Origin of the sequence: Arenimonas donghaensis DSM 18148 = HO3-R19 (assembly GCF_000743535.1) — a bacterium.
GTDB lineage: Bacteria > Pseudomonadota > Gammaproteobacteria > Xanthomonadales > Xanthomonadaceae > Arenimonas > Arenimonas donghaensis.
The window spans coordinates 115,299-127,640 of the sequence record NZ_AVCJ01000051.1; the positions used below are offsets into that span (position 1 = coordinate 115,299).

The following is a 12,342-nucleotide window of genomic DNA, read 5'->3' on the forward strand; positions in this document are numbered from 1 at the left end:
TCAGAATTCCATCCGGAAGCCGAGGGCGAGGTTGTACTGGGAGCTGCGGTCCTTGCCCATCAGCCGCTCGTAGTAGAAGTAACCCGAGCGCCCCTTGGTGAGCACCATCGACATACCCAGGCCGATGCGGAAATAGTCGGTGTCCAGTTCGTCGCCGCGCAGCAGGATGGGCGTGCCGGTGGGGTCGTTGAGGAAGCGTGCTTCGAGCGCCTGCGGGTCGTCGCGGAATTCATGCTCCCACTCCAGTTGCAGGTGCGGCATCAACACGCCCCAATCGGTGCTGTGGGTGTAGGTGAGCTTCCCGCCCAGCACGCTGGCCAGCGATTCGAGTTCGCGCTGCTCGATCTGCAGGCCCAGGCCCGAGCCGGGTCCCGGCTGCAGGTGTTCCCGGATCGGGTCGAAGTCCACCCGGGTGAAGAGCAGCCGGCCGTAGGGGCCCACGCCCCAGGCGCCATGGTTGAAGTCGCGGCCGAAGGTGACCGCCATCGACAGCAGGTCGCCGCCGGACGATGCCTTGGCGAGCTGGTCGATGTCCTGGCTGCCGCCGCCGGCCAGCGGCAGGCTGTAGCGGATGCTGCGCACCAGGTCGTAGTCGTTGCGGCCCCAGGTGAGCACGCCGTCCACGTACCAGCTGTCGGGCCGGTACCAGGTCGTGTAGCCGGAAACGCTCCAGCCGGAGGTTTCGACCTCGCCGCGGCCGTCGGGCAGGGTGGTGTCCTGGCGGGTCAGGCCCAGCGAGCCGCCCAGGATCCAGCGATCGGAAATGCGGTAGTCGACGCCGGCGGTGAGGCCCTCGATGTCGGTGTCGTAGGCCGGGTCGACGCGGCCGGGATCGACCTCGCCGCGGCCCAGGATGCCGGAAGCAAAAAATCCCCAGCGGCTGAAATCGGCGCCGACTTCCATCGGCACCGGTGCGTCGTCGTCCAGCGCCTGCTGCAGCATGCCCATCGAGAACAGGCCCTGCGGGGTGGTCAGCGCCAGCCCGCCGAAGTCGGTGCCCTGGGTGCCGCTGCGCAGGGCGGCGATGCGCGCGCGCAGGTTCTGGAACTGCGATTGCGCGGCGCTGAAGGCGGCATTGCCCTGCGCCAGGGCGACGTCGGCGATCAGCTGGTCCAGGGCCAGCACGGTGGCCGCGGGATCGAGCGCCGCGGCGCGGCCCAGTTCCTGGCAGCGTTCGTAGAGGTCCTGCTGGCCGGGCGTGCGCGTGCCCAGGCCCGCCAGGGCCGGGCACAGGTTGTCGACGGCCGTCGCGACCTCTTCCTGGGTCGCGGTGAGCCCGGTCAGGTTGGCCAACGCGCCCTGCAGCCGGAACACCACCGGTGCCGTGGCCAGCGGCGAGGACGCGGTGACCTGCGCTTCGCCGGAAGCGTCCAGGGTCAGCCGGGTGCTGGCCTGGCCGTTGCCGGCCGTGCTTGAACTGGCCGTGTCCAGGCTGCCGTTGTTGGTGGTCCAGTTCACCGTGGCGCCGGCAACCGGATTGCCACCGCTGTCGAGCAGGCGCACGACCAGGGGCTCGGAAGGCTGCCCGGCGATCAGGCTCTGGCCGTTGCCGGAGACCACCTGCAGCGCACCGGGCGTGGCCACCGCCAGGGTGAAGGTGACGCTGGCCGCCGGTGCGTCGAGTCGCGAGGCCGTGACGCTGACTGCACCGGTGGTCGCGCCCGCGGTGAGCGTGGCGCTGGCCTGGCCGCTGGCATCGGTGGCTGCGCCGGCCACCAGGACGGCGTCGCCGGCCACCACCCAGTTGATGCCGATGCCGGCGGCGGGCACGCCGCCGTTGTCGGCGAGCACCACCAGGGGCTGCGCGAAAGCGGCGCCCGGCGCCGCCTGCTGGTTGTTGCCGCTGGCGATGGCGAGGCCCGGCGTGGCGGCGACGACGGCGTCGAAGGAAATGGCGACCTCGTCGCCGTTCGCCGGTATCCCGTCGGGGTCGAAGCTGGCGGTGATCGCCGCCGGGAACGTACCCGACGCGGACGGCGTGAAGCTCGCCATCGCGATGCCGCCGGCGTTGGTGACCGCCGTCGCCGAGGACGGACTGAACGGCGCCGTCGCCGTCCACTGGATCGACTTGGCGGCCACGGGCACGCCAGCCACGTCGAGCTGCACGCTGAACGCCTGCGGCACACCGACGGTGCCGGGCGCCGGGTTGGCGCTGGCCAGGGACAGCGCGTAGGGCGGCGGGGCGGCGGATACGGTGATGTTGAAGCTGCGGGTGGTCACCGCGCAGACGGCGCAGACGACGCTGGCCTGCACGGTGTAGACGCCCGGCACGGTGGCGCTGAAGGTGGCGTCGCTTTCGCCGCCGAGCAGGTTGCTGCCGGTGAGCACGCCGTCGCCACCACCCGGCTGGCTGGCAAGGACCCAGGAGATCGGCGTGCCGGTGGGCCCCGGGAAGCTGGCGCTGCCATAGGACACGGTGAGCGTCTGCGGGATGCCCGCGAACGCCGTGACCGCCAGCGGTGTCACCGGATCCAGCGACACCGGTTCGACCAGTACGTTGAAATCCACCGGCGGCACCGCCGCGCAGCCCTCGAGCACGAAGGCGACCGGGCAGACCAGGTTGGCGCGCACCACGTAGGTGCCCATTGCCGGGATCGTCTGGGTCAGTGATGCCACGCCCGAGGCGTTGGCCGGCACCTGGCCGTAGGGGGTGGCGTTGGTGATGTTGGTGAAGTTGCTCGGCAGGCTGCCCGGGGCACCGTTGAGCTGCAGGCTGGTGGCCACGGTGAAGTTGCGGATCTGGTTGGTCACCACGCTCGAGACCGTGGCGTTGTCGTAGTCGAACTGGTTGTTGGTGCTGAAGTTGAACACCAGCACGTCGCCCGCGCAGCCACCGCTGAGGCAGGTGGCGGTGACGCTGCCGCCGCCGCCCGGGTTGGGGCCCAGCGTCACCGAAAAGGTGTAGGGCGTGTCGAGCGTGATCGTCGGGTTCGCGGGCGGCACGATCGTCGCGCCGCCGGTGTTGTCGGGCGCATTGACCACCAGCGAAATGTTGACGGTCGGCGCGCAGGCGGTTTGTGCCTCGAGGGTGAAGCTGACGTTGCTGCCCGGCAGGCCGATCTGGTTGGTCGGGCCGATGGCGACGAAGTCGCAGGCCTGCGCCTGCGCCGTGTTGCCCCATGCCAATCCCAGTGCGGCAAGAGAAAGGGCGATCGCCCATCGCCATGCCCGCTGGAGGAAAGAAGCTACCGTCTGTCGGCCTGAAGCGATGCTGCTCGTGGCGTCCATCGCATTTCCCCTGGTTTGCAGCTATAACGGCGGCACGAGTATAGCGGCTGACGCGCCGCTGCAAACGTCTTTGGCGCGGGCCGCATAGCTTCCCAGGGAGGTATGCCGATGAACCTGCCACACACTTGTCCGGTCCCGTCCCGACTCTTCGTTTTTGCTTTTGGATTCGGCCTCGCATTGTTGGCCGGCTGGCCCGTCGCGCCGGCCCAGGCGGCCGTTCGCAATGCCGAGGACCTGATGATCGTCGACTGCCTGCTTCCGGGGCAGATCCGCAAGCTCGGGCGACAGGCGACCTATCTCAGCGCACGCCGCCCGGTTCGCACCACCCAGGCCGACTGCGAGATCCGCGGCGGCGAATATGTTTCCTACGATCGCGCCAACTACCAGACCGCGCTCAAGGTCTGGCTGGAAGGTGCGATGGCCGGCAGCCCGGAGGCGCAGAACAACGTCGGCGAGATCTACGCCAAGGGCCTGGGCACGGCGCCCGATTACGGCATGGCTTTCCAGTGGTTCAAGAAGGCGGCCGAGCAGGGTTATGGACGCGCCAAGATCAACCTGGGCTTCCTGTACGAACAGGGCCTGGGCGTGGCCCAGGACCAGGCGGCGGCGCTGAACCTGTATCGCGAGGCGTCGGGCATCGAGGACGAATTGCTCTACGCCTCGGTCGTGCAGGTCGAAATCCGCGCCAAGGACGAAGCCATCACCGGCCTGCAGGCGCAGGTGGCCGAAGGCGAGGCCGAGTCCGCCGCGCTGCGCGAACAGGTGCGCAAGCTGCAGCAGGAGCTGGCGCAGCGGCGCAGCGCCCTTCAGCAGACGCAGACCGAACTCGCCCGGACCCAGCAGCGGCTGGCCGATGCCCGCGCCAGTCGCGACGACGAACTGACCGCGCTGCTGGAAAACCAGCTGCTTGCGCAGCAGGAGCAGATCAACGACCAGCGCACCCAGCTGGCTTCCCTGGAGCGCCAGGCCGGCGGCGGCGCAATGCTGGCCAGTGCGCCGCGGCTTGAGATCCTGGACCCGGTGTTCGTGGCCACGCGCGGCCGCAACACCGCCGTCTATCGCGGCGGCCCGGGCACGCGCAAGATCGTCGGCCGGGTCACGGCGCCTCAGCTGGTGCGCGAGATCACCATCAACGGCAAACCGGCGCCGATCAGCGCCAACGGAGCCTTCAGCGCCGAGGTCGAGGTGCCGGCGGGGGGTGCCCAGGTGCAGGTGGCGGCCGTGGATACCGGTGGCGTGCGCGCCCAGCTCGACTTCACCTTGCTGCCGCAGGCCGGTGCCGGCAGTGCGCCGATGCCGGCGGCGCCGGCGACCGCCGGCACGCTGCCGCGTGGCGTCAAACTGGGCAAGTTCCACGCCGTGGTGGTGGGCAACAACAGCTACCGCGACCCGGCCTATGCCTCGCTGCAAAGCGCCGTGAACGACGCCAACGCCGTGGCCGCCATGCTGCGCAGCCGCTACGGCTACGAGACCACGGTCGTGCACAACGCCACCCGGCTCGAGATCCTGACCGCGCTCAACCAGATGCGCGAGACCCTCAAGCCGGAGGACAACCTGCTGATCTACTACGCCGGACACGGCGAGATCGGCGCCGACGGCCAGGGCTACTGGGTGCCGACCGACGGCGTGCAGGGCAACCCCAAGTCCTGGGTTTCCAACGCCGTGGTCAGCGACATCCTCAACACCGTCGCCGCGCGCCACGTGCTGGTGGTCGCCGATTCGTGTTACTCGGGCACCATGACCCGGGCCTCGGTGCCGACCTTCGCCACCGGTGCGATGCCTCCGGACAAGTGGAACGCCTGGGTGAAGGCCATGGCCGACGGTCGCAGCCGCACCGCGCTGACCTCGGGCGGCGTGATGCCGGTGCCCGACACCGGCAGCGGCAAGCACAGCTTCTTCGCCCGCGCCTTCCTGAACGTGCTGCAGGACAACGACCGCCTGCTCGAGGGCCAGCGCCTGTTCCAGGAGGTCGCCACCTCGCTGGCCCTGGGTGCCATGGACGCGCCGCTGGCGCAGATGCCCGAATACGCCCCGATCCGCTACGCCGGCCACGAAAGTGGCGAGTTCTTCTTCCTTCCCAAGGGGGGCGCCGCCGCGACCGGCCCCTGAGGCTGGCGGGCCGGGCCCGGCCTCCCTATAATGGCGGGCCCGGCGCCAGCCCATGGCGGGTGCCGGGTCCGGAGAGGTGGCAGAGCGGTTGAATGTACCTGACTCGAAATCAGGCAGGCGTTTATAGCGCCTCGAGGGTTCGAATCCCTCCCTCTCCGCCAGACGTTGCAAGAAGGGGCCCGAAAGGGCCCCTTTTTTTTTGGCCTCGCACGGCCCGCGCTACACTCTTGCTACCGACACGGAGCCGAACATGTCCGAAATCCAAGTCCCCGTTTCCTTTGGCGAACTGCTCGACAAGATCGCCATCCTGCAGATCAAGTCCGAGCGCATGAGCGACCCGGCCAAGCTGGCGAACGTGCGCGCCGAACTGTCCGCGCTCGAAACCACCTGGATGGGGCATCCCGCCGCCGGCAACGACATCGCCCGGCTGCGCGCCGACCTCAAGGCCGTCAACGAACGCCTCTGGGTCATCGAGGACGACATCCGGATCAAGGAGAAGGCCCAGGCTTTCGACGACGAGTTCATCCGCCTGGCCCGTGCGGTCTACTTCGAGAATGACGAGCGCGCCCGCATCAAGAAGGAAATCAACCTCGCGCTGGGTTCGGCCTATGTCGAGGAAAAGTCCTACCAGGACTACCGCTCCGGCCCCAAGCCCTGATTCAGGCGCCGGTTGCGGCGCGGAACGCCTCGAAGCGTTCGACCACCTCGTCCACCTGCACCAGGTCCATGACCCCCGGCAGCTCCACCCGCTTGCCCCAGGGCAATTCGGCGGCCGGTTTGCCCAGGAATCGCCGCGCCGCTGTTTCGTAGTGGTTCACCGTCCAGCGCCGGTCGCTGTAGGGACCCGAGCGTTCGGCATCGGTGCAGGCGTGCAGTGCCAGCACCGCGGTGCCCATGGCATTGGCCATGTGCGAGGGGCCGGCGTCCGGCGTCAGCACCAGGCGGGCGCGCCCGAGCAGGGCCAGCAGCTGCTTGAGCGTGTCCTTGCCGACCAGGTCCACCGCCGGGCCGCGCATGGCGGCAAGGATGGCGTCGGCAGTATCGCGCTCGAGCGTGCTGCGGCCGCCGCACAGCGCCACCCGCCAGCCCCTGGACGCGGCATGGTCGGCGACCGCGGCAACCCGTTCCGGTCGCCAGTTGCGCAGCGCATGGCTCGAGCAGGGCGAGACCAGCAGCGTCGGCGTCTCGCCCGGTAGCTGTGCCGCCGCCCAGTCATGGGCTTCGGCGGGCACAGGCAGCCGCCACTGGATGGGGCCGGGCGTGGCGCCCAGCGGCAGCAGGAACTGCCGGAACGCATCCTGGACGTGGTGGCCGCCGGCGGGGATGCGCTCGTTGATGAACAGGCCGTGGCCCTCCTTGCTGCGGCCGTGGTCGAAACCGATGCGCCGCGCGGCGCGGATCGCCGTCGAAGCCAGTCCGGCGCGCAGCGCCAGCTGCAGGTTGAGCAGCACGTCGAATCGCCGCCCGGCCAGTTCGCGGCGCAGTCCGCGCCAGGCCGCCAGGCCGGCCTTCTTGTCGAAGACCACCAGTTCGACCCCGTCCAGGCCCTCGAGCAGCCGGGCTTCGCCCTTGCCGATGACCCAGGTGATCGGCACGCCCGGGAAGGCCTGCTGCAAGTCGCGCACCACGGCCACCGCGTGCACGGCGTCTCCCAGCGCCGACAGGCGCAGCAGGCAGATCGATCGCGGCGCGGGCTTCACGGTCATTGGTTAGACTGCAGGCATGGGAAAGACCACCGCCATCGCCGCGACCAGGCAGCCGTTCCGCGACGAGCGAGGGCAGGGGGCGATTGTGTTCGACGCCGCGCGCTGGCCGCAAGCTGCGCCGCGCTGGCTCGACCCCGCGGCCTGGGCGCCGCCTGCGACGCCCGTGGTGGAAGGCGGCCGTGGCGGCGCCTGGTTCGTCGAGTCCGGATTCGGGCGTGGCGTGCTGCGCCGTTACCGGCGCGGCGGCCTGGCGGCCCGTGCCAGCCGCGACCGCTACCTGTGGCTGGGCGAGGACCGCGTGCGCAGTTTCGCCGAGTTCCGCCTGTTGGCCAGCCTGCGCTCGCAGGGGCTGCGGGTGCCGTCGCCGCTGCTGGCCGGCTACTGGCGCCAGGGCCCCGCCTACCGGGCGGCGATCGTGGTCGAACGCATCGAGGGCGCGAGCCCGCTGGCCGCCTGCCTGGACCATCCCGGGGCCGCGGCCTGGACCGCGACCGGCCGCGCCATCGCCCGCCTGCACGCGGCCGGTGTCGACCACGCCGACCTCAATGCCCACAACGTCCTGCTGGATCCGGCCGGCGACGCCTGGCTGATCGACTTCGACCGCGGTCGCCGGCGTGCGCCCGCCGCCGGCTGGCGGGAGGCCAACCTCGCCCGGCTGTCGCGCTCGCTGGCCAAGCTGGCCGGCCCGGGCCGCGATGGCTGGCGCCAGGGTTTCCGCCAGCTGCGCCAGGCCTACGAACAAACCTTCCATGCCGCGTTGGCCCGGCCCGATGCCGTCGGGGTGGGGCGATGACCTGGTCGCTGCGCTTCCTGGGGGTGGGCAACTCGCAGTCGGCGGTGACGCTGGGCGCGTCCTCGGCCGTCGTCGAACGCGAGGGCGAGCCCCTGCTGATGATCGACTGCGGCCAGGAGGCCCTGACCGCCTTCGAAGGGTTTTACCGCGCCTTGCCGGATGCGCTGTTCATCACCCACGTGCACATGGACCACGTGGCGGGTCTTGAACGGCTGTTTTTCGCGACCTACTTCGACCCGGCGCGCCGCGGCAAGGTTCGCCTCTACGTGCCGGTGGGCGTGCTGCCGCATCTGCAGGCCCGGCTGGCGGACTATCCCGGCGTGGTCGCCGAGGGCGACGCGAACTGGTGGGACGCCTTCCAGCTGGTCCCGGTGACGCGCGGCTTCTGGCACGCGGGGCAGTGGTACGACGTCTTCCCCGTGCGCCACCACTTGCCGGACACGGCGTTCGCGCTGCGCTTGCCAGGCAGCCTGGTCTGGACCGGCGACACCCGGCCGGTGCCGGAAATGCTGGCGAAGTTCGCCGGCGCCGGCGAGATCGTCGCCCACGACTGCGCGCTGCACGGAAACCCCTCGCACAGCGGCCTGGACGACCTGGAGCGGGAATACCCGCCGGGCCTGTTGTCCCGCTGCGTGCTCTACCACTACGCCTCGCCGGCCGACGCCGACACGATGCGCGCGCGTGGCCACCGGGTGGCCCGTCCCGGCGACGTGCTGGCCCTGGCCGAACCGCTGCCGTCGCCCGGCCTGCAGGGGGGGTCGTGAACGCCTTGCCCAGGGAGGCCATGGCGCCGCGGGACCAGCTGGGCCGCCCGCTGCACGACCTGCGGGTGTCGGTCATCGAGACCTGCAACTTCCGCTGCCCTTATTGCATGCCCGCCGACAGCACCCCGCCCGGCGACACCCTGGGCCGCGCCGGCCGCCTGGACTTCGACGAAATCGAAACCGCCGTGCGCGCCTTCGCGCGCCTGGGGGTCAGCAAGCTGCGCCTGACCGGCGGCGAACCGCTGCTGCGCAAGGACCTGCCGGTGCTGGTCGCCCGGCTGGCGAAGGTGCCCGGCATCACCGACCTGGCGCTGACCACGAACGGCGCCCTGCTTGCCGGCCAGGCGCGGGCGCTGCGCGAAGCCGGCCTGCACCGGCTGACGGTCAGCCTCGACGCGCTCGACGCGGCCTTGTTCCGCCAGCTCACCGGCGGCCGCGGCGAACTGGCCGACGTGCTCTACGGCATCGCCGCCGCCGAAGCCGCGGGCTTCGGATCGCTCAAGATCAATTGCGTCGTGCAGCGGGGCATCAACGAGTCGCAGGTGCTGCCCCTGGCCGGCCACTTCCGGCACACGCCGCACGTGCTGCGTTTCATCGAATTCATGGACGTGGGCACCTGCAACCGCTGGCAGGAGGCAAGCGTGGTGTGCTCGCGCGAGCTGCGCGACCAGATCAACGCGACGTGGCCGCTGCAGCCGCTGCAGGCCGCCTATCGCGGCGAAGTGGCCAGGCGCCATGCCTACGCCGACGGCGCCGGCGAGGTGGGTTTCGTGAGTTCGGTGAGCGCGCCTTTCTGCGGCGACTGCCACCGGGCGCGCCTCTCCGCCGACGGGCAGTTGTTCACCTGCCTGTTCGCGGGGCAGGGACGGCCCTTGCGCGAGATCATCGCCGCGGGTGAAGACACGCTGACGGCGCACCTGCGCGATGCCTGGCAGGCACGCGCCGACCGCTACAGCGAGCAGCGCACGTCCGGGCCCGGCTCGGGGCGGCGGATCGAAATGTATTTCATAGGCGGCTGACATGGCGAAAGCGAAACTCACGCACGTGGACCCGGACGGCCGGCCGGCGATGGTGGACGTCACCGGCAAGGCGGTGACGGCGCGGGAGGCGGTGGCCGAATGCCGGGTGCGTTTCCCGGCGACGGTGGCGGCCAGCTTGCGCAAGGGCGGCATGAAGACCGCGAAGGGTGCGGTCATGGATACGGCCATCATCGCCGGCACCATGGCGGTCAAGCGCACGCACGAGCTGGTGCCGTTCTGCCATCCGCTGCCGATCGAGGGCTGTCGTTTCGACATCGCCTGGCAGGCCGAGGCGGTGCTGCGCATCGAATGCGCGGTCCGCACCACGCATCGCACCGGCGTCGAGATGGAGGCGCTGACCGGCGCCACCGTGGCTGCACTGACCGTCTACGACATGTGCAAGGCGCTCTCGCACGCCATCGTCATCGGCCCCGCGAAGCTGCTGGCCAAGCGCGGCGGCAAACGCGACATCGGCAAGGCGCGGGCATGAGCGTCACGGTGCTTTATTTCGCCAGCCTGCGGGACGCGGCGGCATGCAGCAGCGAAGTGGTGGATACGCCGGAGTCGCTCACGGCGCTCTATGCGTCCCTGCGCGCGCGCCACGGGTTCGGCCTCGCCCGCGACCGGCTGCGCGTGGCCATGGACGGTGAATTCGTTGCCTGGGACACGCCGCCGCGCGACGGCGCCGAGATCGCCTTTATCCCGCCGGTGTCGGGCGGATGAAACGTTTTTCGCTCAGCGAGGTCGCCTTCGATCCGGCGCCGCTGCGCCAGCGACTGCTGTCGGCGCGGGCCGGTGCCTTCGCCAGCTTCGAAGGCTGGGTACGCGACCACAACGATGGCCGGGCGGTGCTCGGGCTTCGCTACGAGGCTTACGGGGTCCTGGCCGAAGCCGAGGGTGAACGGGTCCTGGCCCAGGCGCTGGCGCGCTTCGACATCGTCGACGCCGCCTGCGTGCACCGCACCGGCGAGCTCGCGCTGGGCGAGATGGCGGTCTGGGTCGGGGTCAGCGCCGGCCACCGCGGCCCGGCCTTCGAGGCCTGCCGCTGGATCATCGACGAGGTCAAATCCCGCGTGCCGATCTGGAAACACGAGCGCTACGCGTCCGGCGACGCCGATTGGCTGCATCCCGGGGCGTGATGGGGGTGGCGGCCCCGCCAGCTGGTCCCGGCACCCGCGTCATCCAATACCGTTGCTGCCTTCCGGCCCTGGCGGAGTTTTCGGACTAGCGTCGCGGGAGGCCAACGGGGCCACCATTGAAACGAACGGCGCGTCCTGGCTCGGGGCCGGGGACGCGCCGTGGGATGTTGGCGGAGAGAGGGGGATTCGAACCCCCGAAGCGCGGTTTAGACGCTTACACACTTTCCAGGCGTGCTCCTTCAACCACTCGGACACCTCTCCGCAGAGGTAACTCGCTGAATCAAGCAGGAAATGATACCGCCCGGCGGGGCTGGCCACAAGCGGCGCGTCAGCCCGCTGGCCGGGGGGCAGGGGGGTTGGCACAATGGCGGGGTCGGTCCCGACTCGCCACCGAGCCTTGCATGTCCTATCTCGTCCTAGCCCGAAAATGGCGCCCGCGGCGCTTCTCCGAACTGGTCGGGCAGGAACACGTCGTGCGCGCACTGTCCAATGCCCTGGAAACCGGCAAGGTGCACCACGCCTTCCTGTTCACCGGCACCCGCGGAGTCGGCAAGACCACCATCGCCCGCATCTTCGCCAAGTCGCTCAACTGCGAGCGCGGCAGCGGCGCCGAGCCCTGCGGCGAATGCGGCGCCTGCGTCGACATCGATGCCGGCCGCTACGTCGACCTGCTCGAGATCGACGCCGCCAGCAACACCGGCGTCGACGACGTCCGCGAACTGATCGACAACGCCCAGTACATGCCGGCCCGCGGCCGTACCAAGGTGTACCTGATCGACGAAGTGCACATGCTGTCCAAGAGCGCGTTCAACGCGCTGCTCAAGACGCTCGAGGAGCCGCCGGGCCACGTGAAGTTCCTGCTGGCCACCACCGATCCGCAGAAGCTGCCGGTGACCGTGCTTTCGCGCTGCCTGCAATTCAACCTGCGCCGGCTCGAACTCGACCAGATCGGCGGCCAGATGCAGCGCATCCTGGAAGCCGAAGGCATCGCCGCCGAACCCGCGGCCATAACCCTGTTGGCACGGGCCGCCGACGGCAGCCTGCGCGACGGCCTGTCCCTGCTCGACCAGGCCATCGCCTACACCGGCGGACAGCTGGACGAGGCGGCGGTGATCGCGATGCTGGGCACGGTCGATCGTGGCCAGGTGGACGGCGTGCTCGAGGCCCTGGCCCAGGGCGACGGGGCCGCCCTGATGCAGCGCATCGAGGCGCTGTCGGCGTTTTCGCCCGACTTCGCCCACGTGCTTGAAGACCTGGCCGTGGCCCTGCACCGCATCCAGCTGCAGCAGCTGGTGCCCGGCGCCGCCGGTGACGAGCTGCCCGAAGCCTGGGCCGCGCTGGCGGCCAGCCACTCGGCCGAACTGGTGCAGCTTTGGTACCAGATGGCCGTCACCGGCCGCCGCGACCTGGGCCTGGCGCCCAGCCCGCGCACCGGCTTTGAAATGACCCTGCTGCGCATGCTGGCCTTCCGGCCGGCCGGCCAGGGCGGCCCGCGCCTGGCGGTCACCGGACAGGGCGCGACCGCCGGGTCGGCGCCGGCGGCATCATCGCCGGCCCCGGCCGCGACAGGCCGGCCCATCGTGG

Annotated in this window: 11 protein-coding genes, 2 tRNA genes and 1 other RNA gene; 10 read left to right on the forward strand and 4 right to left on the reverse strand. The window is 70.5% G+C overall.

The window, feature by feature from the left end; genetic code table 11:
* Complete coding sequence (locus N788_RS13585) at positions 1–3,126, reverse strand: autotransporter family protein (RefSeq protein ID WP_034226092.1); 3,126 nt, start codon at positions 3,124–3,126, stop codon at positions 1–3.
* A gap of 282 nt (positions 3,127–3,408) precedes the next feature.
* On the opposite strand from N788_RS13585, the gene N788_RS13590 reads away from it, so the two are divergent.
* The 3 genes from N788_RS13590 to N788_RS13600 all read left to right on the forward strand — a co-directional run bounded on the left by N788_RS13590 (position 3,409) and on the right by N788_RS13600 (position 5,995).
* Positions 3,409–5,337 carry a caspase family protein gene (locus N788_RS13590; RefSeq protein ID WP_160171934.1) on the forward strand — a complete coding sequence of 643 codons (1,929 nt, stop codon included), beginning with the start codon at positions 3,409–3,411 and terminating at the stop codon, positions 5,335–5,337.
* A gap of 70 nt (positions 5,338–5,407) precedes the next feature.
* Positions 5,408–5,498, forward strand: a tRNA-Ser gene (locus N788_RS13595).
* 89 nt (positions 5,499–5,587) lie between these two features.
* On the forward strand, positions 5,588–5,995 hold the full coding sequence (locus N788_RS13600) for a DUF6165 family protein (protein ID WP_034226095.1): 408 nt from the start codon (positions 5,588–5,590) through the stop codon (positions 5,993–5,995).
* A 1-nt stretch (position 5,996) separates the two neighbouring features.
* On the opposite strand, the gene N788_RS13605 is transcribed toward N788_RS13600, so the two are convergent.
* The gene (locus tag N788_RS13605) at positions 5,997–7,043 is read right to left on the reverse strand and encodes a glycosyltransferase family 9 protein (protein ID WP_211250734.1); all 1,047 of its coding nucleotides are present in this window, start codon (positions 7,041–7,043) and stop codon (positions 5,997–5,999) included.
* A gap of 16 nt (positions 7,044–7,059) precedes the next feature.
* Here N788_RS13605 and N788_RS13610 point away from each other — a divergent pair, with 16 nt between their 5' ends.
* Genes N788_RS13610 through N788_RS13635 form a run of 6 tightly spaced genes read left to right on the forward strand, consistent with a single transcriptional unit; the run spans position 7,060 to position 10,758 of the window.
* Complete coding sequence (locus N788_RS13610) at positions 7,060–7,836, forward strand: 3-deoxy-D-manno-octulosonic acid kinase (RefSeq protein WP_051924676.1); 777 nt, start codon at positions 7,060–7,062, stop codon at positions 7,834–7,836.
* Positions 7,833–8,600: an MBL fold metallo-hydrolase gene (locus tag N788_RS13615; RefSeq protein WP_034226097.1), complete on the forward strand. Its 768-nt coding sequence runs from the start codon at positions 7,833–7,835 to the stop codon at positions 8,598–8,600. The genes N788_RS13610 and N788_RS13615 overlap by 4 nt, the downstream gene beginning before the upstream one ends.
* Before the next feature lie 20 nt (positions 8,601–8,620).
* Positions 8,621–9,619 carry a GTP 3',8-cyclase MoaA gene (gene moaA / locus N788_RS13620; RefSeq protein WP_051924677.1) on the forward strand — a complete coding sequence of 333 codons (999 nt, stop codon included), beginning with the start codon at positions 8,621–8,623 and terminating at the stop codon, positions 9,617–9,619.
* A 1-nt stretch (position 9,620) separates the two neighbouring features.
* Positions 9,621–10,109 carry a cyclic pyranopterin monophosphate synthase MoaC gene (gene moaC, locus N788_RS13625; protein ID WP_034226102.1) on the forward strand — a complete coding sequence of 163 codons (489 nt, stop codon included), beginning with the start codon at positions 9,621–9,623 and terminating at the stop codon, positions 10,107–10,109.
* On the forward strand, positions 10,106–10,342 hold the full coding sequence (locus N788_RS13630; RefSeq protein ID WP_034226104.1) for a MoaD/ThiS family protein: 237 nt from the start codon (positions 10,106–10,108) through the stop codon (positions 10,340–10,342). Before moaC ends, N788_RS13630 begins: the two co-directional genes overlap by 4 nt.
* Positions 10,339–10,758: a molybdenum cofactor biosynthesis protein MoaE gene (locus N788_RS13635; RefSeq protein ID WP_034226107.1), complete on the forward strand. Its 420-nt coding sequence runs from the start codon at positions 10,339–10,341 to the stop codon at positions 10,756–10,758. The genes N788_RS13630 and N788_RS13635 overlap by 4 nt, the downstream gene beginning before the upstream one ends.
* Before the next feature lie 11 nt (positions 10,759–10,769).
* Here N788_RS13635 and ffs read toward each other — a convergent pair.
* Both ffs and N788_RS13640 read right to left on the reverse strand, forming a co-directional pair.
* Positions 10,770–10,866, reverse strand: an RNA gene (gene ffs, locus N788_RS14475) — signal recognition particle sRNA small type.
* Between the two features lie 60 nt (positions 10,867–10,926).
* Positions 10,927–11,019: transfer RNA gene (locus N788_RS13640), tRNA-Ser, on the reverse strand.
* A gap of 140 nt (positions 11,020–11,159) precedes the next feature.
* On the opposite strand from N788_RS13640, the gene dnaX reads away from it, so the two are divergent.
* The coding region (gene dnaX, locus N788_RS13645; protein ID WP_034226162.1) for a DNA polymerase III subunit gamma/tau at positions 11,160–12,342 on the forward strand (1,183 nt) is incomplete at its 3' end.